This is a genomic window from Rhodococcus sp. 06-156-4 (assembly GCF_002259345.1).
In the GTDB taxonomy this organism is placed as follows: domain Bacteria; phylum Actinomycetota; class Actinomycetes; order Mycobacteriales; family Mycobacteriaceae; genus Rhodococcoides; species Rhodococcoides fascians_E.
Window position 1 is genome coordinate 212958 of sequence record NZ_NPGB01000018.1, and the last position, 24038, is coordinate 236995.

Below are 24038 nucleotides of genomic sequence, written 5' to 3' on the forward strand. Positions count from 1 at the left end.
GACCGCTTCACGAGGAAGCAGCCGACGCCGGACGGACCGGCTGGACAGCCTTCCCCAGATGTCCTCGTCGTTCCGCCGGGCAGGGAGAGAGCACGCAGCACCACGTCAGATGCAGACCACGCCGGTCACACCCGAAGCATCGGCCACCCGAGGCAACTCGGATACACCTCTGCCCTCTGCGACACTCCTTCCCCAGCAGTGCCAAAGGCACCGTACGACACTTTGAGCACTAAGGAAACTCCAGTCACAAATGACACATTTGTGATTTCAGCTGTGAAAACGCGCTGAACTCGGGCGTTCGCCCGAAACATTTTTTTCGACTTTTTCGCGCGCTGCGCGAGCAACCCTCGGAGAGGGTGACCGTCAGGCCCGAGGGGCCGTCGACGAGGGCGTGTCGGCCGCCGATCGCCGCCGCTTGATCTTGACCCAGGCGGTGGCCGCGGACGCACCGGCAACCACGACGAGAATGACGGCAGTGATTGCGGTCCAGGGTGCACTCGGCTCGATCAGGGTGTCGACGAAATTGTCCGCGGCGACCACAGGATCACCGGTGTACGTGCGGTCTTGACCGGCTTCGAGAACGACTCGGCTGACACTGTCACTGAACGAGCCCACCTGATTCGGACTCAGCACCAAGACTGTCCCGCCGTCCTCGGCGCCGACGGCAGTGGCGAGATCGCGCAATTGCGAGTCGTGCCGCGGGTTGTCCTCCACCACGACGATGGACAGATCGATGCCGTGTTCCTCGGCGCGGTCCACTGCGGACTCGAGTCGGCTCTCGATCGAAGCCGGTGCACTGACGCCGGTCGCCGCGACTTCCGCGACGATCGTGTCGACGTCGACGCCGGGAGGTACGTCGGCCGACATCGGCGTGAAGGCAAGACCGGGTACAGGCATCAGAAAGGTTCCAGTTCACTAGCTGCGTCGGGACGGTCGAGCGCCCCGTCACACTCGGGGTCACGAGCGTTTCCGACGTTGTGGGTGATCGGAGCGCGCTCGACGAACGAACACTACGTGACGCCCCGGCCGACGGGTTCGCGACTTACCGGGAGACTCGCCTGCGAGTGAGGTTCCCCTGCATTGCGTAGCCAGGTTCGCTGGACGAAGATCGACTGTCGAGGGCCGTCGACCAGCAATGTAGGCTGCCCTTCGTTTTCAACAGGACAAGCGTACTGTTAGACTCGACCGCGAGACGAACAAGCCAGCGGCACATGCCTGCGAGGTGCGTCTCGCTTCAACCGTCGACACAGCCCCGTCGGCGGTGTGCCTCAAGACGAGTGGAGCTGAAGTGACCGCCAGTAATGATTCGTTCGGTGCAAAGGGCACCCTCGAAGTCGGAGACAACTCCTACGAGATCTTCCGCCTGTCAGCCCTCCCTGGCGCCGAGAAGTTGCCCTACGCACTGAAGGTTCTCGCGGAGAACCTCCTCCGCACCGAAGACGGTGCCAACATCACCGCCGACCACATCCGTTCGATCGCGTCGTGGGACCCCTCGGCCGACCCGAGCATCGAAATCCAGTTCACCCCCGCCCGCGTCATCATGCAGGACTTCACCGGCGTTCCTTGCGTCGTCGACCTCGCAACCATGCGTGAAGCAGTGACCACTCTCGGCGGCGACCCGAACAAGGTCAACCCGCTCTCGCCTGCCGACATGGTCATCGACCACTCGGTCATCCTCGATGTCTTCGGTCGCGCCGACGCGCTCGAGCGCAACGTCGACCTCGAGTACGAGCGGAACGGCGAGCGCTACCAGTTCCTTCGCTGGGGCCAGGGCGCGTTCGACGACTTCAAGGTCGTCCCCCCCGGCATGGGCATCGTCCACCAGGTCAACATCGAGTACCTCGCCCCCACCGTCATGACCCGCAAGGGCCAGGCCTACCCCGACACCTGTGTCGGCACGGACTCGCACACCACGATGGTCAACGGCCTCGGCGTGCTCGGTTGGGGCGTCGGCGGCATCGAGGCCGAGGCGGCCATGCTGGGCCAGCCCGTCTCCATGCTCATTCCCCGCGTCGTCGGCTTCAAGCTCTCCGGCGAGATCCAGCCAGGCGTGACCGCTACCGACGTCGTGCTCACTGCAACCGAGATGCTCCGTAAGCACGGTGTGGTCGGCAAGTTCGTCGAGTTCTACGGCAAGGGCGTCTCCGAGGTTCCGCTGGCGAACCGCGCGACCCTGGGCAACATGAGCCCCGAGTTCGGTTCCACCGCGGCGATCTTCCCCATCGACGAGGAAACCATCAACTACCTGCGCCTCACCGGCCGCAGCGACGAGCAGTTGGCACTCGTCGAGGCGTACGCCAAGGAACAGGGCATGTGGCACGATCCGGACAAGGAGCCGGTGTACTCCGAATACATCGAGCTGAACCTGAGCGACGTCGTTCCGTCGATCGCCGGACCGAAGCGCCCGCAGGACCGCATCCTCCTGTCGGACTCGAAGGTGGCCTTCCGCAAGGACATCCACAACTACGTGGAGGAGAACTACCCGACGGACCACACCCAGCTCGACGAGGCCATCGAGGAGTCTTTCCCCGCGTCCGACCCGGCGACGCTGTCCTTCGCCGACGACGGAGCAGTCGACGTCCAGTCGGCCGCGTACGGCTCCGAGGGACGCCCGAGCAAGCCCGTGCGCGTCGTCACCGACGAAGCAGGCGAATTCGTGCTCGATCACGGTGCGGTCGTCGTCGCAGGCATCACGTCCTGCACCAACACCTCGAACCCGTCCGTCATGCTCGGCGCCGCACTGCTCGCGCGCAACGCCGTCGAGAAGGGCCTGTCCACGAAGCCGTGGGTCAAGACCAACATGGCACCCGGTTCGCAGGTCGTCACCGACTACTACGAGAAGGCAGGGCTGTGGCCCTACCTCGAGAAGCTCGGGTACTATCTCGGCGGATACGGATGCACCACGTGCATCGGTAACACCGGCCCGCTGCTCGAGCCGATCTCCAAGGCCATCAACGACAACGACCTCTCGGTCACTGCTGTGCTGTCGGGCAACCGCAACTTCGAGGGTCGCATCTCCCCCGACGTGAAGATGAACTACCTCGCGTCGCCTCCTCTCGTCATCGCCTACGGCCTCGCGGGCACCATGGACTTCGACTTCGAGTCCGATTCGCTCGGCACCGACCACGAGGGCAATCCCGTCTACCTGAAGGACATCTGGCCGTCCTCGCAGGAGATCGAGGAGACCATCCAGTCCGCGATCAGCCGGGACATGTTCAGCAAGTCCTACGAAACGATCTTTGCCGGGGACAGCCGCTGGCAGAACCTGTCGACCCCCGAGGGCGACACCTTCGAGTGGGACCCGAACTCCACCTACGTTCGCAAGGCGCCGTACTTCGACGGCATGGAGATGGAGCCGGCTCCGGTCAAGGACATCAAGGGCGCCCGCGTCCTCGCACTGCTCGGCGACTCGGTCACCACCGACCACATCAGCCCGGCAGGTCCCATCAAGGCCGGTACACCTGCAGCCCAGTACCTCGACTCCCACGGCGTCGAGCGCAAGGACTACAACTCGCTCGGATCGCGCCGCGGTAACCACGAGGTCATGATTCGCGGAACCTTCGCGAACATCCGCCTGAAGAACCAGCTCCTCGACGACGTCTCGGGCGGATACACCCGCGACTTCACGCAGGAAGACGGTCCGCAGGCGTTCATCTACGACGCGTCGCAGAACTACCAGGCTGCAGGCATTCCTCTCGTCGTCCTCGGCGGCAAGGAGTACGGTTCGGGCTCGTCGCGTGACTGGGCTGCCAAGGGCACCTCGCTTCTCGGTGTCAAGGCCGTGATCACCGAGTCGTTCGAGCGAATCCACCGTTCCAACCTCATCGGTATGGGCGTCGTTCCGCTGCAGTTCCCGGCAGGCGAAAGCGCGAAGTCGCTGAAGCTCGACGGTACCGAGACGTTCGACATCGTCGGCGTCGAGAAGCTGAACGAGGGCGTGACGCCGAAGACCATGGCTGTCACAGCCACCAAGACCGACGGAACCAAGGTCGAGTTCGACGCAGTGGTGCGCATCGATACCCCCGGCGAGGCGGACTACTACCGCAACGGTGGCATCCTGCAGTACGTGCTGCGCAACATGATCCGCGGCTAGACGCCACTGGATTTCGATCCCTGGAGGTTCCATCACCGACCAGGACAGCAGAACGCGCACGACCACCACGCGTCGGGCTCATGCCCGGCGACTGCGGTGCTCGTGCGCGTTCTGCGCTTGCCAGCAGGTCCCCCGTGCGCACCGTCCGTGCGCACCGGCAGTCCGACGAAGGAGGCGTGCACGTGCCCAAGGTCAGTGAAGACCAGTTGGCCGCGCGGCGCAGCGAGATTCTCGACGGCGCACGCAGGTGCTTCGGTGAGTTCGGCTACGAAGGTGCCACCGTTCGACGTCTCGAAGAGGCCACCGGCCTCTCCCGCGGCGCGATCTTCCATCACTTCAAGGACAAGGACGGTCTGTTCCTGGCTCTCGCGCGGGAAGACGCTCGCCGTATGGCCGAGGTCGCCGCCGGCCAAGGTCTGGTCCAGGTCATGCGCGACATTCTGGAGGAGCCGGATCGATTCGAATGGCTGGGAACGAGGCTCGAGATCGCCCGACGCCTGCGCACCGATCCCGAGTTCAGGAACAGCTGGTCTCAACAGTCCGCCGAACTGACGGACGCCACGCTCGCCCGCTTGGAGCGGCAGAAGACAGCCGGCCGCCTACGGGACGACGTCGCGCCGGACGTCATGGTCGAGTACCTCGATCTGGTGCTCGACGGCCTGGTCGCGCGAATCGCATCCGGTCAGGACGGTCACAATCTTGCTGCGGTGCTCGACCTCGTCGAGGAATCCGTTCGTAAGCCCGACACCGCCGGCTGATCGAGTGCTACCCGACTCACCCCGGGAGACGACGCACTGCGGGTTTTCGGTTGGGCCCGCCGCGTGATCTGAGGACGGTGCCGGACTCCCCCAGCACCTTGTGCACGAACCCGTACGATCTGCCCGTTCGCACGGCCAGAGATCGAATACTCGCCCCGGCCTCGTATTGCTCCTTCAGCGAGGACTGCAATCGATCACGCGAATCCCCGGTTATACGAGCACCTTTCACGTACGTGGACTTTCGGGCTCGTTCCTTGGCCATGGGATCCTCCAGTCAGCCACGAATGTGCTCGCTCACCGAAATTCCCCCGCGGATTCAGGGTAGAGGACAGAGGACGCCCGGCATGGCCGAACGCGTCGAACTCGATCACGCGAGCTGAATCAGCTCCAGGTACTCCTGTGACCAGTGATCCTCGGTGCCGTCGGGAAGAAGAATGACGCGTTCCGGTGACAGCGCTTCGGCAGCACCCGGATCGTGCGTGACGAGCACGACGGCACCCTTGTAACTCCGCAAGGCGTCGAGCACCTGCTCGCGCGAGATCGGATCGAGGTTGTTGGTGGGCTCGTCCAACAGAAGTACGTTCGCCGCCGACGAGACCAGACCGGCCAGTGCCAGACGGGTCTTCTCACCGCCGGACAGAGTCCCCGCGGGCTGCTCGAGTTGAGGGCCGGTGAACATGAACGCACCGAGCAGCGAACGAAGTTCCTGCTCGCCCGTGTCCGGAGCCGCGTGCCGAATGTTCTCCCACACCGACGCGTTGTCGTCGAGGGTGTCGTGTTCCTGAGCGAAATATCCGACGCGCATGCCGTGGCCCGGTTCGATGTCGCCCGTGTCGGCTTTCTCCGTGCCGGCGAGGATACGGAGAAGAGTTGTCTTGCCTGCGCCGTTCAGCCCGAGTACCACCACACGGCTTCCTCGGTCGATGGCGAGATCGACGCCGGCGAAGATTTCGAGGGATCCGTACATCTTCGTGAGGTTCTTGGCCATCAGCGGAGTCTTTCCGCAGGGCGCGGGCTCCGGGAAGCGAATGTGCGCAACCTTGTCCGATACCCGCTCGGCGTCCAGATTGGCCAACAGTTTGTCAGCGCGCTTCGCCATGTTCTGCGCTGCAACGGCTTTGGTGGCTTTCGCGCCCATCTTGGCGGCCTGTACGCGTAGGGCACCCGCCTTCTTCTCCGCATTGGCACGTTCGCGACGACGACGCTGTTCGTCCGTTGCCCTCGCGTCGAGGTACTTCTTCCAGTTCATGTTGTAGATGTCCGCTTCGCCGCGCACCGCGTCGAGGAACCACACACGGTTGACCACGTCGCCGAGCAGTTCCACGTCGTGACTGATCACGATCAGCCCGCCCTCGTGGTTCTGCAGAAAACCGCGGAGCCACGTGATCGAATCGGCGTCGAGGTGGTTTGTGGGCTCGTCGAGCAGAAGTGTGGTGGTGGAGCGGCCGCCGCTACCGTCCGACGCGGCGAACAGAATGCGGGCGAGCTCCACGCGACGGCGCTGTCCTCCGGACAGCGTGCGGAGCGGTTGGCCGAGGATGCGATCCGGCAACCCCAGGCTGTTGGAGATTCGGGCAGCTTCGCTCTCGGCCTCGTAGCCGCCGAGCGAAGCGAATCGTTCCTCGAGCTCGCCGTACTTGCGTACCGCGCGGTCCAGGCGATCCTCGTCGGCCGTCTCGGCCATCAACGCCTGCTGCTTCTCCATCTTGTGCAGCAGCGTGTCGAGTCCGCGCGCGGACAGCACTCGATCCTTCGCGAGAACGTCGAGGTCTCCCTCTTTCGGGTCCTGCGGTAGATAGCCCAGCTCACCGGTACGTACGACGGAGCCCGCGTACGGCTCGCCCTCGCCGGCCAGGATGCGCAAGGTCGTGGTCTTGCCTGCACCGTTACGACCGACGAGCCCGATCCTGTCGCCGGCCTGTACGCGAAGGGCTGGTCCTGGCGCCGAGAGCAACGTGCGGACACCGGCACGAACTTCGAGGTCGGTGGCGGTGATCACGCGTGGGCTCCTTGGACTGGGAAGACAACAGGGCATGCAAGTCGATCGGTTGTTCCCCCGCACCATGTGCACGGCGAGGACTCGAAGACAGAGCAACCACTCATTTTAGACCGTCGAACGGCGTGCTCCGACCACCCGCGACAGTGACACCGGTAACGTCTCGCCCATGACAGCCGCGAACACTGCACCACGCAAGGATCTGACCGGAAGAACCGCTCTGGTGACCGGCGCCAGCCGGGGAATCGGCAAGGCAATCGCCGCCGAGTTGCTCGGGCGCGGTGCGAACGTTGCGATCACCGCCCGCAAACCGGAACCGCTCGCCGACGCCGCCGGCGAACTGCAGGCCGCGGCACCCGATGGCGCGAAGGTGCTGACCATCGCCGGTAACGCAGGTGACGCGGATTCCCGTCGAGACGCAGTCGATCGGACCGTCGCCGAACTCGGGTCCTTGGACATTCTGGTCAACAACACCGGCATCAATCCGGTGTACGGGTCGTTGATGGAAGCGGACCTCGCAGGCGTCAAGAAGATCTTCGACACCAACGTCGTCGCGACTCTCGGGTTCGTGCAGGAGGCGTACCGAGCCTGGATGAAGGAGCACGGCGGCGCCGTCGTCAACCTCGCCAGTGTCGCCGGTATCCGGTCGACCGGTGTCATCGCGGCGTACGGGGCGTCGAAGGCCGCACTGATCAGGTTGACCGAGGAACTTGCCTGGCAGCTGGGACCGACAATTCGCGTCAATGCGGTCGCCCCCGGCGTGGTGAAGACGAAATTCGCCGAAGCACTGGTCGCCGGCGGCGAGGACACCGCGTCGGCCGCGTACCCGCTGAGGCGTTTGGGAGTCCCCGAGGACGTGGCGTCGTTGGTCGCGTTTCTCGTATCGGACGAATCGTCGTGGATCACCGGCGAGACCGTGCGGATCGACGGAGGTCTCCTGGCCACCGGAGGGCTGTGAACGCCTCTCGTTCCGCCGATGTCGTGGTGATCGGACTCGGGCCGGCCGGTCGTGCGCTGAGTACGCGAGCATCTGCGGCGGGCATGACGGTGATCGCTGTGGACCCCCATCCCGAGAGGGCGTGGACGCCGACCTACTCCGCGTGGTCGGACGAGCTTCCAGGGTGGCTGTCCCCCGACGTCGTGGCCACCAGAACGTCGAGCCCCACCGTGTTCACCACGGCTCGCCTGTCGATCGAGCGGCCGTATTGCGTACTCGACACGCCTGCGCTGCAGCGCAGTCTCCGGTCCGACGGCGTGCAGGAGGTGCAGGCACACGCCGAGTCCGTCAGCGCGAATGCGGCGACCCTCGCCGACGGCACGGTATTACGCGCCGGAACGGTCGTCGACGCTCGTGGAACAATCGGCGAGGTGGGCCTCGCCGAACAGACAGCGTTCGGCATCATGGTGCCGAGAGATGTCGCATCGCCCGCGCTCGACGGCGTCGACGCATGGTTCATGGACTGGCGCCGCGACAACGGTGCGGCACCGACCGATGTCCCCAGCTTTCTCTACGCGGTGTCACTCGACGCCGAGACCGTATTGCTCGAGGAGACCTGCCTGGTGGGAAGGCCGGCACTGAGCTTCGCTGTCCTCGCGGAGCGCCTGAGGACTCGGCTGTGGAACAGAGGGGTGATCGTCTCGGGCGCCGAGCCGGTCGAGCGGGTCCGATTTCCCGTCCAGCCGCCACCGAGGAACGGCGCTGAACGTGGAGTGGTTCGTTTCGGAGCCAGGTCGTCGATGATGCATCCTGCCACCGGCTACAGCGTCGCGGCTTCGCTCAGCGCCGCAGACGAGGTGGTCGACTTCATCGGGCGAGGTGAGCGAATGGGCTCGCTGTCGATCTGGGCGGTACAGAAGCTGCGCAACCTCGGACTTCGAACCGCCCTCGGACTCGAACCGGAGCTCGTTCCACACTTCTTCGCGAGCTTCTTCGATCTGCCGGTTCCGCTGCAGCGCGCCTACCTGTCCGGTCGGGCAGATCCGAAGGGCACCGCACTGGCGATGACCCGCATGTTTCCGACGCTGCCCACCGCGGCCAGGATTGCCATTGCGCGAACAGTTGCAGGCCGATAGTTTTCTGCCCATTGGGGTCGACTGACGCACGTATCTCGTGAATCATGAACCCCATGCGTTCCATTTGGAAGGGATCGATCGCCTTCGGGCTCGTCAACGTCCCGGTGAAGGTCTACTCGGCGACCGAGACACACGACATCAGGTTCCACCAGGTGCACGCGAAGGACGGCGGCCGCATCAAGTACGACAGGGTGTGTTCGGAGTGCGGTAACTCGGTGCAGTTCGCGGACATCGACAAGGCCTACGACTCTCCCGACGGGGAACGCGTCATTCTCACCGACCAGGACTTCGACAAATTGCCTGCCGCGGAGAAACACGAGATACCCGTGCTCGAGTTCGTTCCGACGGACCAGATCGATCCGATTCTCTTCGACAAGAGTTATTTTCTCGAACCCGATTCGTCGTCCCCCAAGGCCTACGTGTTGCTGCGCCAGACTTTGCTGGAAACCGAGCGAACAGCGCTCGTGCACTTCACTCTCCGGCAGAAGACGCGTTTGGCCGCTCTGCGCGTACGCGACGACGTACTGGTGATTCAGACCCTGCTCTGGCCCGACGAGGTTCGCGCCGCCGAGTTCCCGTCGCTCGAAGACGCCCCCGACGCGCGCCCACAGGAAGTGAAGATGGCGACGTCGCTGGTGGAAAGCATGTCGTCGGATTTCGATCCCACCGAGTTCACCGACGACTACCAGATCGAACTCCGCAAACTCATCGACGACACGATCGCCAACGGTGGCGAGAAGGTGATTCAGACCGACGAATCGTCGTCCGACGACGGTGAGGACGCCGAGGTGGTGGACCTGGTCGCCGCGCTACAGCGGAGTGTCGAAGCCGCGGGCAAGAACGCGAAGAGTTCCGGCGGTTCCTCGGAACCCGCGAAGAAGACGGCCGAAAAGAAAGCGCCGGCCAAGAAAGCCACAGCCAAGAAGGCACCCGCAAAAAAGGCGGCAGCCAAGAAGACTGCCGCCAAAAGTACTCAGGCACGCAAGGGCGCCTGAGTACCTCCTGCTCCGTGAGCTCTGTTTGTGGGAGCTCTGTGTTTGAGAGCTCTGTGTTTGAGAGCTCTGTGTTTGAGAGCTCTGTCGCTACACGGTGAAGCCGAGTGCCCTGAGCTGCTCACGACCGTCGTCGGTGATTTTGTCCGGGCCCCACGGCGGCATCCAGACCCAGTTGATCTTCAGGTCCGAGCACAGGCCGCTGCGAACGAGCGCACCCCGCGCCTGATCCTCGATGACATCGGTCAGCGGGCAGGCCGCCGACGTCAGCGTCATGTCGATCGTGACGATTTCCTCGTCGTCGATCTTGATGTCGTACACGAGACCCAGGTCGACGACGTTGATGCCCAGTTCGGGGTCCACGACGTCACGCATCGCTTCTTCGAGATCCTCGAGGACCTTGATCTCCTCGGGGGTCAACGGCGCAGGCGCCTGGGCGCTCTCCGTCGTCTCTGTCACGGTGGTGTCAGTTTCGGTCATTCTTGTCGTCCCTACGATCGTGCGGGTTCAGCAGGTCCCGCTGTCTTCTCGTTCACTGTCGGGCTCTCGTCCACTATTCGAACAACCGCGTCCTTGAAAGCCATCCATCCCAACAACGCGCACTTCACGCGCGCGGGATACTTCGACACACCAGCGAAAGCGATTCCGTCACCGATGACGTCTTCGTCACCTTCGACGGTACCCCGGCTGCCGACCATCTCGTTGAACGATTCGACGATCTTCAGCGCGTCACCCACCGACTGCCCGACGACCTGATCGGTCAGCACGGACGTCGACGCCTGACTGATCGAACATCCCTGCCCGTCGTAGGACACATCGGCAACGGTGCCGTCGTCGGAGATGTGCACGCGAAGTGTCACCTCGTCGCCACACGTCGGATTGACGTGATGCACCTCGGCACCGAACGGTTCACGTAGGCCGCGGCCGTGCGGATGCTTGTAGTGATCGAGGATCACCTCTTGATACATCTGCTCCATACGCATCAAGCACCCCCAGCCTCTCGGGTCACTCCTGCATGCTCCGCTCCCAACCCCTTACGGGTCACTCCTGCAGGCTCCGCTCCCACCCCGAAGAACGTCTGCGCCCGGCGGATTGCGTTGGCCAGCACAGCGACCTCGTCGACGGTGTTGTACAGAGCAAAGGATGCTCGTGCGGTTGCGGCGACACCGAACCTACGGTGCAGTGGCCAAGCGCAGTGATGACCGACTCTGATGGCAACGCCCTCGTCGTCGAGGATCTGCCCCAGGTCGTGGGCGTGGATCCCGTCGACGACGAACGACACTGCAGAGCCCCGGTTCACGTTCTCGGTCGGCCCGATCACGCGCACACCGTCGATCGCGGCGAACTCGGCCAATGTGGCTGCCACCAGCGCTTTCTCGTGTGCAGCAATGGCGTCGATTCCGATGCGCTCGAGGTACTGCACTGCCGCGCCGAGTCCGACGACCTGCGATGTCATCGGCACGCCCGCCTCGAACCGCTGTGGCGGAGGCGCGTAGGTCGTCTTCTCCATCGTCACGGTCTCGATCATCGAGCCGCCGGTGATGAACGGCGGCATGGCATCGAGGAGCTCACGCTTGCCGTACAACACACCGACCCCGGACGGACCGAGCATCTTGTGCCCGGAGAACGCCGCGTAATCCACGTCGAGCGCGTGGAAGTCGACGCTCATGTGCGGAACCGACTGGCACGCGTCGAGTACGACGAGCGCACCCACGGCTCGCGCTCGCCTCACCAACTCCTCGACCGGCGCTACCGCGCCGGTGACGTTGGACTGGTGGGTGAACGCGACGACCTTCACGCGCTCGGTCAGTTCCAGCGAATCCAGGTCGATACGACCGTCGTCGGTCACGCCGTACCACCGCAGTGTCGCACCGGTTCGTCGTGCGAGTTCCTGCCATGGAACGAGGTTGGCGTGGTGCTCGAGCTCGGTGATCACGATCTCGTCGCCAGGACCGACTCGGCGGTCGAAGCGGTCGTCACCGAGCACGTGCGTCACCAGATTCAACGACTCGGTCGCGTTCTTCGTGAACACGACCTCGTCCACGTCGGAACCGACGAAGGATGCGATCAGCACGCGAGCACCCTCGTACGCATCGGTGGCTTCTTCGGCGAGTTGGTGTGCGCCGCGGTGTACGGCCGCGTTGCACGTGACGAGGAAGTCCCGCTCCGCGTCGAGAACCTGCACCGGGCGCTGCGACGTAGCGCCGGAATCCAGGTACACCAACGGTTTGTCGTCACGAACGGTCCTCGCCAGGATCGGAAAATCCGCGCGGATCGACGTGACGTCGAAAGCGCTGTCTTTCAGAGCAGCCGGCGCGACCATTTTCACGCTCCTGTCGGTGCAGCCTGAGTGAACCCTGCGTAACCGTTGGCCTCGAGCTCGTCGGCGAGCTCTGCCCCACCGGACTGAACGATCTTGCCGCCGACGAACACGTGCACGAAGTCCGGCTTGATGTAGCGCAGGATGCGGGTGTAGTGAGTGATCAGCAGCACACCACCGTCCTCGCGCTCCTTGTACGTGTTCACGCCCTCGGAGACGACACGGAGCGCATCGACGTCGAGCCCGGAGTCGGTCTCGTCGAGGATCGCGATCTTGGGCTTGAGCAAGCCGAGCTGCAGGATCTCGTGGCGCTTCTTCTCGCCGCCCGAGAATCCTTCGTTGACACTGCGCTCGGCGAACTCTTCTTTGATCTCGAGTTCGCCCATCGCGGTCTTGACCTCTTTGACCCAGTGGCGGAGCTTGGGTGCATCACCGCGCACGGCAGTTGCCGCGGTGCGCAGGAAGTTGGACATCGAGACGCCGGGAACCTCGACGGGGTACTGCATCGCGAGAAAGAGCCCGGCGCGAGCACGCTCGTCGACGCTCATCTCGAGAACGTCCTCGCCGTCGAGAGTGATCGTTCCCGACGTGACGGTGTACTTGGGGTGTCCAGCGATGGCGTAGGACAGCGTCGACTTCCCGGATCCGTTGGGACCCATGATGGCGTGCGTCTCACCGGAACGCACCGTGAGGTCGACACCATTGAGGATGTCGATCGGCTCTGCGGTGGCATCGGAGTTCGCGACGCTGACGTGGAGGTCGCGGATTTCGAGCGTGGACATGAAATTTCCTTACGAAGTTCGTTGAATGACTAGGCGCCGGTGACGGCGAGTTCGGTCTCGATCGCGGCGTCGAGACGCTCGCGGACCGCAGGAACCGGAATGCGATTGATGATCTCGTGGAAGAACCCGCGCACGATCAAGCGTCGTGCGGCATCCTCGGAGATTCCGCGAGCGCGTAGGTAGAACAGCTGCTCGTCGTCGAAACGTCCAGTGGCGCTTGCGTGCCCGGCACCGAGAATCTCGCCGGTCTCGATTTCGAGGTTGGGAACCGAATCGGCGCGTGCACCGTCGGTGAGCACGAGGTTGCGGTTGAACTCGAACGTCGAGGTGTCCTCGGCTTCGGCGCGGATGAGGACGTCGCCGATCCAGACGGTGTGTGCGTCGACTTTCCCCGGTCCTGCTTCACCTTGCAGGGCGCCCTTGTAGAGGACGTTGGACTTGCACTTCGGCGCGGTGTGGTCCACCAGCAGCCGCTGCTCGAGATGCTGTCCGGCGTCGGCGAAGTACAGACCCAGTAGCTCGGCGTCGCCGCCCGGAGCGTCGTAGTGCACCGTCGGGCTGACTCGGACGAGATCGCCGCCGAGGCTGACGTTGAAGTGCCGCAGCACTGCGTCACGACCGAGGCGGGCGTGGTGTGCCGCGACGTGCACTGCGTCGGATTCCCAGTCCTGGATCAGCACGACCGTGAGCTTCGCGCTGTCGTCGACCACGAATTCGATGTTCTCGGCGTACGTTCCACTACCGACCTGATCGTTGACGACGGTCGCGACGGCGAACTTCTCGAGCCGGATCTGCAAATGCCCGTAGGCGATCGCGTCGGCACCGGGGCCGGTGACGGTGATCTCGATGGGCTCGGCGACCTCGTTCTCCGAGGCGACGGTCACGACCGTCGCGTCGGAGAACGACGAGTACGCCTGCGCTGCAATGCGATCGGCGGGCACACCGGCCACACCGATCCGAGCGTCGTCGCGGGCTACGGTCTCGACGGTCACGCCGGCCGCGTCGGACACCGCGATGTTCGCGCCTGCCGTGGACACCGCCGAGCCGTCGTGGAGCCCACGGAGGCGTCGCAGCGGCGTGAACCGCCACAGCTCGTCACGACCGGACGGAACCTCGAACGCGTTCACGTCGTAGGAGGTGAACTGGGCGCCCTTGTTGGCGACCAGCTTGGACTTGTCTTCGCGAGCCGGGTTCTCCGACGTCACTGCGTCGATCACACCGTTCGCGGGTACCGCTGGGTTGCTCACTTAACCGACCGATCCTTCCATCTGAAGCTCGATGAGCCGGTTGAGCTCGAGCGCGTATTCCATGGGTAGTTCGCGGGCGATCGGCTCCACGAAGCCGCGGACCACCATCGCCATGGCCTCGTCTTCGGTGAGACCGCGACTCATCAGGTAGAAGAGCTGGTCGTCACTGACTTTCGACACCGTCGCCTCGTGGCCCATCGACACGTCGTCTTCACGGATGTCGACGTACGGGTAGGTGTCCGAGCGCGAGATCGTATCGACCAGCAGCGCGTCGCACTTCACCGTCGAACGCGAGCCGTGCGCACCCTTGTTGATCTGGATCAGACCGCGGTAGGAGGTACGTCCGCCACCGCGAGCCACCGACTTGCTGACGATGTTCGACGACGTGTGCGGCGCGAGGTGCAGCATCTTGGAACCGGTGTCCTGATGCTGGTCCGGTCCGGCGAACGCGACCGACAGAACCTCACCCTTGGCGTACTCGCCGGTCATCCACACGGCCGGGTACTTCATGGTGACCTTGGAGCCGATGTTGCCGTCGATCCACTCCATCGTCGCACCTGCTTCTGCCTTGGCGCGCTTGGTGACCAGGTTGTACACGTTGTTGGACCAGTTCTGAATGGTCGTGTAGCGGCAACGGCCACCCTTCTTCACGATGATCTCCACGACCGCCGAGTGCAGGGAGTCCGACTTGTAGATCGGCGCCGTGCATCCCTCGACGTAGTGCACGTACGCGCCCTCGTCGACGATGATCAGCGTCCGCTCGAACTGCCCCATGTTCTCGGTGTTGATGCGGAAGTAGGCCTGCAGCGGGATGTCGACGTGCACGCCGGGCGGCACGTAGATGAACGATCCGCCGGACCACACTGCGGTGTTCAACGCGGAGAACTTGTTGTCACCGGCAGGAATCACGGTGCCGAAGTACTCACGGAACAGCTCGGGCTGCTCCTTCAATGCCGTGTCGGTGTCGAGGAACAGCACGCCCTGAGCCTCGAGATCTTCACGAATCGAGTGGTACACGACCTCGGACTCGTACTGCGCTGCGACACCGGACACGAGGCGCTGCTTCTCTGCCTCGGGGATGCCGAGCTTGTCGTACGTGTTCTTGATGTCCTCGGGCAGGTCGTCCCACGTGGCTGCCTGCTTCTCGGACGAACGCACGAAGTACTTGATGTTGTCGAAGTCGATGCCGTCGAGGTCGGAACCCCAGTTGGGCATGGGCTTGCGGTCGAAGGTCTTGAGCGCCTTCAACCGAGCCTCCAGCATCCACTCCGGCTCGCTCTTCTTCGCGGAGATGTCCCGCACTACGGCCTCGGACAGGCCTCGCTGCGCGCTCGCGCCTGCGACGTCCGAGTCCGACCAGCCGTAGCCGTAGTTGCCGAGCGAGGCAATGGTCTCGTCCTGAGTCATCGGCACTGCTGGTGTCACCTGATCTGGTGTGACGGTCATGCGAGCTCCTTCCGGAGGCTTGTGCGATTTCCGGTGCTGGGCTGAGCACCGGACGGGGTGGAGGGGGTGGACAGGTCGACTGGATTGGTCAGGGGTACGTGCGTGGTGCAGGCGCAGTCACCGTTGGCGATGGTGGCCAGACGCTGCACGTGAGTACCGAGCAGCTCGGCGAAGGCCTCGCGCTCGGCGTGGCACAACTCGGGAAATTCGGATGCCACGTGCGACACCGGGCAGTGGTGCTGGCAGATCTGCACGCCGTTGCCCACGACCCGCGTCGATGCGGCGAATCCGGCAGCGGTGAACGCGTCGGCGATGCGATCTGCGGCCTCCTCGATGTCCGACGGCTCGGCGCCGCTGATCGGTTCGACGTCCGCGACGATCGCGTCGACTCGCTGGCGAGCGAAGGTTTCGATCGCAGCGTCGCCACCGATCTTGCGCAGTTGCCGCATCGCGGCACCGGCCAAGTCGTCGTAGGTGTGGCCCAGCTTGTTCCGCCCGGCCGCCGTCAACTGGAAGTGCTTGGCGGGGCGGCCTCGGCCTCGTCGCCGGAGGGCAGCGGCGGGTGCGACCCGAGCTTCTCCGTTGTCGATCAGGGCTTCGAGGTGACGACGAACACCGGCCGCGCTCAGACCGAGCCTGGTGCCGATGTCCGACGCGGTGATCGGGCCCTCTTCGAGAAGTAGGGTCACCACAGCGCTTCGGGTGTGACCGTCGTGGCCGACGCCGGAAGCCCCGACTCCACCGGCGGGCGTTTGAGCAGGGGCGAGTGTGCCGTTACCGGCGCTTTCGCCTGCGCGCGCCGCGGTAGTCGTGGTTTTCACAACACCAGTGTGACGGAATTGATTGCACTGGTCCAGCAAGGGTGCCCTTCTTCACCCGGTGGCGTCACCAGGGAATATCGCAAGGTGCGCTCGTGTTGGGGGCGGTCATCCGAGAGGCCGACCTCGAGCCAGTGGTGTTCATCTCGGCTGCGGGGCACCGCTACGCTCTTTTGGTGCCACCGCCCGCTGACGAGCAGAACATCGAACCGAAGTCCGCGGTCTCTTCCGTCGACGTCGTGCGTCCGGTATCCGGTGTCGAGCGACGCGTCGTGCGGCCACTGCGTCGCCTGGTCGGACTGGACGCCGATCAGCGCGAGTCGAGTGTGTCGATCCTTCACGGGGACGAGGCCGAGTCACCTGGCCTGAATTCCACCGAGACCGGACAGCTCCGGAGTATTCGCAGGTTCGGCGCTGCCGGCGCGATTCTGATGGCCGTGGGTGCTCTCGGCGCGGGTGCTCAGCCGGTACTGCAGAACCCGGTTGTCGGCGTTCGGATTCTCAGCCTGCCGTCGCGAATGGCCACCACTGCACTGACGGTGACGATGACCGGCACGGTGATGGTGGTGTTGGCGTGGTTGTTGCTCGGCCGATTCGCCGTGGGGCGCCTGCGAGGCGGCACGGCTCCGCGGCGCCTGACGCGGTCGCAGTTGGACAGAACTCTGCTGCTGTGGATTCTTCCGTTGTGCGTCGCTCCGCCGATGTTCAGCCGCGACGTCTATTCGTATCTCGCGCAGAGCGAGATCACTGCTCGAGGCCTCGACCCCTACGAGATCGGCCCTGCCGGCGCCCTCGGCGTGGACAACGTTCTCACCAGAACGGTCCCCAACATCTGGCGCGAGACGCCTGCGCCGTACGGTCCGCTGTTCCTCTGGATGGGCCGCGGGATCACGTGGTTGACCGGTGAGAACATCGTGGCCGGGATCTTCCTGCACCGCCTACTGGCGATCGCCGGTGTCGCGCTGATCGTGTGGGCATTGCCCAGGCTCGCGAAACGATGCGGTGTGGCTGCGGTGAGCGCTCTGTGGCTGGGCGCCGCGAACCCTCTCCTGCTCTTCCACCTGGTGGCCGGTATCCACAACGAAGCGCTGATGATCGGTTTGATGCTAGCGGGTACCGAGCTCGCGTTGCGCGCCATCGAATCCGCGGATCCACTGAAGAAGACATCTCTGCTCCTGTTGTTGTCCGGCGCCGCTCTGATCGCACTGTCCTCGACGGTGAAGATTCCCTCTCTCATCGCGCTGGGATTCGTGGGCATGGCCCTCGCCCGCAGATGGGGAGGCAGTTTTCGGGCGGTCGCGGCGGCTGCCGCTCTGCTCGGAGCGGTGAGCATCGTCATCATCGTCGGTGTCAGCGCCGTCAGTGGTCTCGGATTCGGCTGGGTGCACACCCTCGGCACCGCGGGGGTCGTGCGGAGTTGGATGTCTATTCCCACCATCCTCGGCCTGGGCACCGGGTTCGTCGGCGTACTTCTGGGGCTCGGTGATCACACCACCGCGGTGCTCAGCCTCACGAGACCGATCGCCGCCCTCGTCGCCGGCTTCATCGCACTGCGAATGCTCGTTGCCGTGTTGAAGGGACGCCTGCATCCGGTCGGCGCCCTCGGTGTCTCGCTCGGCGCGCTCGTGCTGCTGTTTCCGGTCGTTCAACCCTGGTACCTGCTGTGGGCGGTCACTCCCCTCGCCGCGTGGGCGACGACGCGGGCGTTCCGCGGTCCCGCCATCGTCTTCTCGTCGATCGTCAGTGTCATTCTGATGCCGAACGGCAGTGAGTACCTTCCGTTCCAGATCGTTCAGGCTGCGCTGATGACCATCCTGACCATCGGCATCCTGTTCCTGCTCACCCGATCACGATTGCCGTGGCGAGGCGAGACCGGACCACCGGAACCCGGTCGGCCGGTCGGGGAATACGCTGGTTCCTCGTGATCGCCGGTGCGCAGACGAGAAGCGGGGTGTCGAACTCGACGCAGCCCGCAGTGCAGCTGACAGACGTGACCAAGACGTACGACGGCACCGTTGCCGTGGACGGGCTCGGCTTCACCGTCGAGCGCGCCCAGGTACTCGCCCTCCTCGGACCCAACGGTGCGGGCAAGACGACGACGGTGGAGATGTGCGAGGGCTTCGTCGCCCCCGAGTCCGGCTCGGTGCGTGTGCTCGGCCTCGATCCGATCACCCAGTCCGCGCAGCTGCGGCCCCGCATCGGCGTGATGCTGCAGGGAGGCGGCGCCTACCCGGGTTCGAAAGCGGGCGAGATGTTGAAGCTCGTCGCCTCGTACTCCAACGATCCGCTGGACCCCGACTGGCTGCTGGACTGCCTTGGCCTCACACAGGCGACGAGAACCCCGTACCGGCGGCTGTCCGGCGGTCAGCAGCAACGTCTGGCGTTGGCGTGCGCCATCGTCGGCCGGCCGGAACTGGTGTTTCTCGACGAGCCGACGGCCGGGCTCGACGCGCAGGCTCGGCTGCTCGTCTGGGAGCTCGTCGATGCATTACGCCGTGACGGGGTCAGCGTCTTGTTGACCACACATCTGATGGACGAGGCGGAGCAGCTCGCCGACGAACTCGTCATCATCGACAACGGCAAGATCGTCGCGTCCGGGACGGCATCGGAACTGACGAAGCAGGGGGCGGAGGGACGACTGCGATTCAGTGCGCCCGCCGGACTCGAGTTGTCGCTGCTCGACGCGGCCCTTCCGGCCGGCTATCACCCGGTCGAGGAAAGTGCCGGGTCGTACGCGATCGAGGGCGTGATCGAACCGTCCATACTGGTGACGGTGACGTCGTGGTGCGCCGAACAGAACGTACTGGCGACGGAACTGCAGGTGGACCAGCGAAGGCTGGAAGACGTCTTCCTCGAATTGACCGGCAGGGAGCTCAGGAAATGACGGCTCGCAAAGACGTGCGGCTCGCGAGCAACAGGTTCGCCGACGGCCTGTTCGCACCGAAACCCGAGCCCAGCTCTCCGGTCACGATGTTGTCCGCCCAGTCGATGCTCGAGCTGAAGTTGCTGCTGCGCAACGGCGAACAACTGCTGCTGACGATGTTCATTCCGATCACCCTGTTGATCGGCCTCACGCTGCTGCCACTGGGCGCCATGGGCGACGACCCCGTGAATCAGGTCGTGCCCGCGGTGATGATGGTCGCGGTGATGTCCACGGCGTTCACCGGCCAGGCCATCGCCGTCGGATTCGATCGCCGCTACGGAGCACTCAAACGGTTGGGCGCGACCCCACTGCCCAAGTGGGGAATCATCGCCGGGAAGTCCATCGCCGTTCTGCTCGTGGTGATTCTGCAGTCCGTGGTTCTCGGCGGAATCGGACTGGCCCTCGGCTGGCGGCCGGAGGTCACCGGCCTGCTGCTCGGCGCAGTCGTGATCGCGCTGGGTACGACGACGTTCGCCACCATGGGTCTGCTGCTCGGCGGCACCCTCAAGGCCGAGATCGTCCTGGCCCTCGCGAACATCCTCTGGTTCGTGATGCTGGGTATCGGGTCTCTCGTCGTACTGGCCGACGATCTGCCGACCACCCTGCACACGATCGCTCGACTGGTGCCGTCGGGTGCGCTGGCAGAGGCACTCGGTCAGGCGGTCACCGGTTCCGTCGACTGGTTCGGAATTGCCGTTCTTCTCGGCTGGGCAGGACTGTGCGGCGTGCTCGCGAGCCGCTCGTTCCGCTTTACCTGACCGACACCGCCGGGGTCAACGACAGCGTGTAGTTGATCGCCGTCTACCATCGCTACGTGCTGTATCGAGCGTATTTGCGCATTGTCGACCGCTTGCCGTTGCCTTCGGTCCGAGCGCAGAAGATCCTGGCGTTCGTCGTCATTCTGACTCAGGGCGGCATCGCCGTGACCGGTGCCATCGTCCGCGTCACCGCGTCGGGCCTGGGCTGCCCGACGTGGCCGCAGTGCTTTCCCGGTAGTTTCACACCCGTCGGAGTCTCGGAAGTACCGGTCCTGCACCAGGCCGTCGAATTCGGCAACCGCCTTCTGACGTTCGTCGTCGTGCTCGCCGCAGCTGCCGTCGTCCTCGCTGTCACCCGCGCCCGCAGGCGCAACAACGTGATTTTGTTCGCGTGGTTCATGCCGTTGGGAACGGTCGTTCAGGCGATCCTGGGCGGCATCACCGTGCTGACCGGACTGTTGTGGTGGACAGTGGCAATCCACCTCCTGGCCTCGATGGCCATGGTGTGGCTCGCAACTCTCCTGTACTTCAAGGTGGCCGAATCCGACGAGGACTCCGTAGTCGTCAAGACGGTCCCCGAACCGCTCCGCCTGTTGACCGCACTGTCCGGTGTCGTCATGGCAGGTGTGTTGGTAGCCGGAACGATGTTGACCGGCGCCGGTCCGCATGCCGGCGACAAGAGCATCGACGAGCCCGTCCCTCGCTTCGAGGTGGAGATCGTCACGCTCGTGCATCTGCACGCACAGCTCCTCGTGGCGTACCTCGCGCTCTTGGTGGGTCTCGGGTTCGGCCTGTACGCGGTCAAAGCGACGCAGAACGTCACGACGAGGTTGAAGGTACTGGTCGCCGTGGTGGTGGCGCAGTCTCTCGTCGGAGTCGTGCAGTATCTGACCGACGTACCCGCTGCACTCGTGGCCATTCACGTGGCAGGAGCAGGCGCTACGACCGCGGCCACCGCTGCTGTCTGGGCAGCGTGCCGAAAGCGGATACCTGCATCCGACGACACGGCCGAACACGCCGAGAAGGTCAGCCCCTCCTGACCGGAGAGACACGAGAGGAGAGGTAGCCGGTCTCCCCCTCAGACGACCGACTACCTCTCCCACTTAGATTTGACGGACCCGAACCCCGATCGGTTCCACCTCCACCGAAAATCTTTCGAACTATTTCTCCAGAGCCGCGTTACGCGCCTTCGGGAATTTAGTCTGGCGAGCAACCCATCCCGCCATCTTGCGGTAATGCCCGGGCGCAGGGGTGACTGCACTGACGAGTTCGCGATCCCACTCCGATTCGGTCAAACCGTCGACGGCGGCGACGAGGGCGTGTGCGACGTCGTTGTTCTCCACGACCTGATCGCCCAACACGCCGTCGGCACCGACCAGGGTGACGCGCGTTCCGGCACGTCCGATCGGTTGGATCACGACATTGCCGGTTCCGCCGTGCTCTCCGACGAACGCCTTGACTGCCGAGAGGGCACCTGCAGGCACCTCGACCTTCGGCTCGGCCGCGTCGGTCTCACGCGATGTTGTCTCTGTTTCGGTCGCCATACTCGAAGACGATACCGCTCGGTAACTTCGTGTGGCCAGAACCCCTGGAAATCGGCAGGTGTACAAAGACACCATGCGTGCACTGGAGATCCGTGAACATGGTGGACCGGAGGTCCTCGTCCCCGTCGACATCGCCGAGCCGACTCCCGGCCCCGGCCAGTTGCTCGTGCGGCTCGAAGCCGCAGGCGTCAACTACATCGACACCTACTTCCGCACCGGCCTGTACAAACGCGAACTGCCGTACGTGCCCGGAGACGAGGGGTCGGGGGTGGTGGAGTCCGTCGGCGACGGGGTCGGCGAGTTCGTCGTCGGTCAGCGCGTTGCCTGGGCGACCGCGCCGGGTAGCTACGCCGAGAAAGTGATCGTTCCGGCGTCGGCCGCGGTAGCGGTACCCGACGGTGTTCCAGCCGAACAGGCCGCATCCGCACTTCTGCAGGGCATGACAGCCCACTACCTCCTGAAGTCGACCTACCCGGCCGCTGCGGGCGACACCGTGCTCGTGCACGCGGGTGCGGGTGGCGTCGGGCTCATCCTCACCCAACTCGCCGTCGCGGCGGGTGTTCGTGTGATCACGACCGTATCGACGGACGCCAAGGCCGAGCTGTCCCGGCAAGCGGGTGCCTCGGAGGTACTGAAGTACACCGACGACGTCCCAGCGCGGGTACGGGAACTGACCGACGGGGAGGGCGCACACGCGGTGTACGACGGTGTGGGCGCCGCGACGTTCGAGCAGAGTCTCGCCTCGCTACGGATCCGCGGGACGCTCGCACTGTTCGGCGCCGCCAGCGGTCCGGTACCGCCGTTCGACCCGCAGCGGCTCAACGGAGCGGGGTCATTGTTTCTCACTCGGCCGACGCTGGCTCATCACATTCGTGATCGACGTGAGCTCGAGTGGCGTGCGGGCGAGGTGTTCAAGGCGATCGCCGACGGAATTCTGAACATTCGAGTGGGTGCGGTGCACCCGCTGTCGGAGGCAGCCACGGCTCATACCGAGCTGGAGGGGCGCCGCACGACGGGCTCGGTGGTACTCGTTCCCTGAGACCGGATCAGGACAGGAGCTGGCTCAGGGTGTCCCACCCGACGACCGAGTCCACGGCCAGGCCGCAGAACACCAACGCCAGGTACTCGTTGGACAGAATGAACAACTTCAACGGCTTGACCGGAGTGCCTGCGCGTACTCCGGCATACAGCCGGTGCGCCACGACGAGGAACCAGATGCCCGACGCCAGGGCCACCGCCGCGTAGATGACTCCCGAACCGGGCGCCAGAGCGAACGTCGCGCCGACAGTGGCCCACGCGTACAGGACGATGTGCTTGGTCACCTTGGTTTCCGATGCCACGGCAGGAAGCATCGGGACGTTGGCCGCCTGATAGTCCTCCTTGTACCGGAGCATGAGGGCCCAGGTGTGTGGCGGAGTCCACAGGAAGATGACCAGGAACATGACGACTGCTTGCCAGCCGATTGTCCCGGTGACGGCGGACCAGCCGATCATCACGGGCATGCAGCCTGCAGCGCCGCCCCAGACGACGTTCTGTGACGTACGGCGCTTGAGGACGAGGGTGTAGACGAAGATGTAGAAGCAGATGGTGACGACCGCAAGGATGCCGCTCAGCAGGTTGGTCGTGAACCACAACCAGAAGAACGAGACGACACCCAGGGTGACACCGAACACGAACGCGTGCGACACCGGCATCGCGCCGCGTGCGAGCGGGCGTTTGGCCGTGCGGGCCATCACTTTGTCGATATCGGCGTCGGCGACCATGTTCAGGCAGTTGGCCGACGCGGCGGCGAGCATTCCACCGAACAACGTAGTCAGGATCAGACCGGGCTGCACCTGGCCTCGATCTGCGAGAAGCATCGCCGGGATCGTCGTGACGAGCAGAAGTTCGATCACACGCGGCTTGGTGAGCGCGACGTATGCCATGACGAGCGCAAGCGCCCGCCGAGGAGCCGACTTCGGCGGTTCGGCTGCACCGGCCCGATGCCCGTCCTCGGGTCCACCAGCGGATCCGTCGTGCTCGGGATGGCTGGGGCCGCCTGCGAATCCGTGGCCGCCCGGCTGCTGCCCAATTCGCACTACGTCTCCTTGCACGGGCTCGACACTCATGAACGAGCAGCACGCACACCGGCACAGAAACCTGAGGCGAGCGCACTACTACAAGCGATGGTAGACGTGAACCACCTGCACTCCAATTCTCAGGGCACCCAAAGTGAAGAGACGGAGCCCTGTGACGACACAGCCCGGGCTCGACCGGGGGGAAGGCACGACAGCCGACCCGGACGGAAC

Annotated in this window: 22 protein-coding genes; 10 read left to right on the top strand and 12 right to left on the bottom strand. The window is 64.6% G+C overall.

Annotated features, from left to right (window positions below):
• Nucleotides 1-363 precede the first annotated feature (363 nt).
• Complete coding sequence (locus CH290_RS11755; RefSeq protein ID WP_019666329.1) at nucleotides 364-897, bottom strand: Rv1476 family membrane protein; 534 nt, start codon at nucleotides 895-897, stop codon at nucleotides 364-366.
• Between the two features lie 391 nt (nucleotides 898-1288).
• Here CH290_RS11755 and acnA point away from each other — a divergent pair, with 391 nt between their 5' ends.
• Both acnA and CH290_RS11765 read left to right on the top strand, forming a co-directional pair.
• A complete protein-coding gene (acnA, locus tag CH290_RS11760) occupies nucleotides 1289-4093 on the top strand; it encodes an aconitate hydratase AcnA (RefSeq protein ID WP_026348000.1) in 2805 nt (934 codons plus the stop codon).
• A 182-nt stretch (nucleotides 4094-4275) separates the two neighbouring features.
• Nucleotides 4276-4851: a TetR/AcrR family transcriptional regulator gene (locus CH290_RS11765; protein WP_026348001.1), complete on the top strand. Its 576-nt coding sequence runs from the start codon at nucleotides 4276-4278 to the stop codon at nucleotides 4849-4851.
• Between the two features lie 16 nt (nucleotides 4852-4867).
• Here CH290_RS11765 and CH290_RS30710 read toward each other — a convergent pair whose 3' ends face one another.
• Nucleotides 4868-5113, bottom strand: a complete 246-nt coding sequence (locus tag CH290_RS30710; protein WP_020110102.1) for a helix-turn-helix domain-containing protein — start codon at nucleotides 5111-5113, stop codon at nucleotides 4868-4870.
• A gap of 105 nt (nucleotides 5114-5218) precedes the next feature.
• On the bottom strand, nucleotides 5219-6850 hold the full coding sequence (locus CH290_RS11775; RefSeq protein ID WP_019666332.1) for an ABC-F family ATP-binding cassette domain-containing protein: 1632 nt from the start codon (nucleotides 6848-6850) through the stop codon (nucleotides 5219-5221).
• A 166-nt stretch (nucleotides 6851-7016) separates the two neighbouring features.
• Between CH290_RS11775 and CH290_RS11780 the strand changes: the two genes are divergently transcribed.
• From CH290_RS11780 to ku, 3 genes are read left to right on the top strand one after another with little or no spacing between them, the layout of a single operon-like run.
• Nucleotides 7017-7805, top strand: coding sequence for an SDR family oxidoreductase (locus CH290_RS11780; protein ID WP_019666333.1), 789 nt, complete (start codon nucleotides 7017-7019; stop codon nucleotides 7803-7805).
• Entirely contained in the window at nucleotides 7802-8920 is a 1119-nt protein-coding gene (locus tag CH290_RS11785; protein ID WP_033189695.1) for a lycopene cyclase family protein, read from the top strand. Before CH290_RS11780 ends, CH290_RS11785 begins: the two co-directional genes overlap by 4 nt.
• Nucleotides 8921-8973: 53 nt before the next feature.
• Complete coding sequence (gene ku / locus CH290_RS11790) at nucleotides 8974-9915, top strand: non-homologous end joining protein Ku (RefSeq protein WP_033189749.1); 942 nt, start codon at nucleotides 8974-8976, stop codon at nucleotides 9913-9915.
• Nucleotides 9916-10002: 87 nt separating this feature from the next.
• On the opposite strand, the gene CH290_RS11795 is transcribed toward ku, so the two are convergent.
• Genes CH290_RS11795 through CH290_RS11825 form a run of 7 tightly spaced genes read right to left on the bottom strand, consistent with a single transcriptional unit; the run spans nucleotide 10003 to nucleotide 16528 of the window.
• Nucleotides 10003-10392, bottom strand: a complete 390-nt coding sequence (locus CH290_RS11795) for a metal-sulfur cluster assembly factor (RefSeq protein ID WP_019666336.1) — start codon at nucleotides 10390-10392, stop codon at nucleotides 10003-10005.
• Nucleotides 10393-10403: 11 nt separating this feature from the next.
• Nucleotides 10404-10895 carry a Fe-S cluster assembly sulfur transfer protein SufU gene (sufU, locus tag CH290_RS11800; protein ID WP_020110105.1) on the bottom strand — a complete coding sequence of 164 codons (492 nt, stop codon included), beginning with the start codon at nucleotides 10893-10895 and terminating at the stop codon, nucleotides 10404-10406.
• Entirely contained in the window at nucleotides 10895-12235 is a 1341-nt protein-coding gene (locus tag CH290_RS11805; protein ID WP_033189694.1) for a cysteine desulfurase, read from the bottom strand. The genes sufU and CH290_RS11805 overlap by 1 nt, the downstream gene beginning before the upstream one ends.
• 2 nt (nucleotides 12236-12237) lie before the next feature.
• Entirely contained in the window at nucleotides 12238-13014 is a 777-nt protein-coding gene (gene sufC, locus CH290_RS11810; RefSeq protein WP_020110107.1) for a Fe-S cluster assembly ATPase SufC, read from the bottom strand.
• Between the two features lie 29 nt (nucleotides 13015-13043).
• A complete protein-coding gene (gene sufD / locus CH290_RS11815; protein ID WP_094739410.1) occupies nucleotides 13044-14261 on the bottom strand; it encodes a Fe-S cluster assembly protein SufD in 1218 nt (405 codons plus the stop codon).
• Entirely contained in the window at nucleotides 14262-15668 is a 1407-nt protein-coding gene (sufB, locus tag CH290_RS11820; RefSeq protein ID WP_441347086.1) for a Fe-S cluster assembly protein SufB, read from the bottom strand.
• Nucleotides 15669-15703: 35 nt separating this feature from the next.
• Nucleotides 15704-16528, bottom strand: a complete 825-nt coding sequence (locus tag CH290_RS11825; protein WP_052083185.1) for a helix-turn-helix transcriptional regulator — start codon at nucleotides 16526-16528, stop codon at nucleotides 15704-15706.
• Between the two features lie 269 nt (nucleotides 16529-16797).
• Here CH290_RS11825 and mptB point away from each other — a divergent pair, with 269 nt between their 5' ends.
• From mptB to CH290_RS11845, 4 genes are read left to right on the top strand one after another with little or no spacing between them, the layout of a single operon-like run.
• A complete protein-coding gene (mptB, locus tag CH290_RS11830; protein ID WP_230594255.1) occupies nucleotides 16798-18450 on the top strand; it encodes a polyprenol phosphomannose-dependent alpha 1,6 mannosyltransferase MptB in 1653 nt (550 codons plus the stop codon).
• A 26-nt stretch (nucleotides 18451-18476) separates the two neighbouring features.
• The gene (locus CH290_RS11835) at nucleotides 18477-19409 is read left to right on the top strand and encodes an ABC transporter ATP-binding protein (RefSeq protein ID WP_026348004.1); all 933 of its coding nucleotides are present in this window, start codon (nucleotides 18477-18479) and stop codon (nucleotides 19407-19409) included.
• Nucleotides 19406-20206: an ABC transporter permease gene (locus tag CH290_RS11840; RefSeq protein WP_019666345.1), complete on the top strand. Its 801-nt coding sequence runs from the start codon at nucleotides 19406-19408 to the stop codon at nucleotides 20204-20206. Before CH290_RS11835 ends, CH290_RS11840 begins: the two co-directional genes overlap by 4 nt.
• Nucleotides 20207-20262: 56 nt before the next feature.
• Nucleotides 20263-21246: a COX15/CtaA family protein gene (locus tag CH290_RS11845; RefSeq protein ID WP_033189746.1), complete on the top strand. Its 984-nt coding sequence runs from the start codon at nucleotides 20263-20265 to the stop codon at nucleotides 21244-21246.
• Nucleotides 21247-21366: 120 nt separating this feature from the next.
• Here the strand turns inward: CH290_RS11845 and CH290_RS11850 are convergent, their stop codons facing one another.
• Entirely contained in the window at nucleotides 21367-21750 is a 384-nt protein-coding gene (locus CH290_RS11850; protein ID WP_019666347.1) for a hypothetical protein, read from the bottom strand.
• Nucleotides 21751-21823: 73 nt separating this feature from the next.
• Between CH290_RS11850 and CH290_RS11855 the strand changes: the two genes are divergently transcribed.
• Nucleotides 21824-22789, top strand: a complete 966-nt coding sequence (locus CH290_RS11855; protein ID WP_027498519.1) for a quinone oxidoreductase family protein — start codon at nucleotides 21824-21826, stop codon at nucleotides 22787-22789.
• Nucleotides 22790-22796: 7 nt separating this feature from the next.
• On the opposite strand, the gene CH290_RS11860 is transcribed toward CH290_RS11855, so the two are convergent.
• Nucleotides 22797-23828 carry a heme o synthase gene (locus tag CH290_RS11860; RefSeq protein WP_020110113.1) on the bottom strand — a complete coding sequence of 344 codons (1032 nt, stop codon included), beginning with the start codon at nucleotides 23826-23828 and terminating at the stop codon, nucleotides 22797-22799.
• Nucleotides 23829-24038: the final 210 nt, after the last annotated feature.

Coding starts and splice junctions, on each gene's coding strand:
- CH290_RS11805 (WP_033189694.1), bottom strand. CDS start 12,235: ATGGTCGCGCCGGCTGCTCTGAAAGACAGCGCTTTCGACGTCACGTCG.
- CH290_RS11840 (WP_019666345.1), top strand. CDS start 19,406: ATGACGGCTCGCAAAGACGTGCGGCTCGCGAGCAACAGGTTCGCCGAC.
- CH290_RS11755 (WP_019666329.1), bottom strand. CDS start 897: ATGCCTGTACCCGGTCTTGCCTTCACGCCGATGTCGGCCGACGTACCT.
- CH290_RS11780 (WP_019666333.1), top strand. CDS start 7,017: ATGACAGCCGCGAACACTGCACCACGCAAGGATCTGACCGGAAGAACC.
- CH290_RS30710 (WP_020110102.1), bottom strand. CDS start 5,113: ATGGCCAAGGAACGAGCCCGAAAGTCCACGTACGTGAAAGGTGCTCGT.
- CH290_RS11850 (WP_019666347.1), bottom strand. CDS start 21,750: ATGGCGACCGAAACAGAGACAACATCGCGTGAGACCGACGCGGCCGAG.
- CH290_RS11855 (WP_027498519.1), top strand. CDS start 21,824: ATGCGTGCACTGGAGATCCGTGAACATGGTGGACCGGAGGTCCTCGTC.
- sufC (WP_020110107.1), bottom strand. CDS start 13,014: ATGTCCACGCTCGAAATCCGCGACCTCCACGTCAGCGTCGCGAACTCC.
- CH290_RS11795 (WP_019666336.1), bottom strand. CDS start 10,392: ATGACCGAAACTGACACCACCGTGACAGAGACGACGGAGAGCGCCCAG.
- sufB (WP_441347086.1), bottom strand. CDS start 15,668: ATGACTCAGGACGAGACCATTGCCTCGCTCGGCAACTACGGCTACGGC.
- ku (WP_033189749.1), top strand. CDS start 8,974: ATGCGTTCCATTTGGAAGGGATCGATCGCCTTCGGGCTCGTCAACGTC.
- sufU (WP_020110105.1), bottom strand. CDS start 10,895: ATGCGTATGGAGCAGATGTATCAAGAGGTGATCCTCGATCACTACAAG.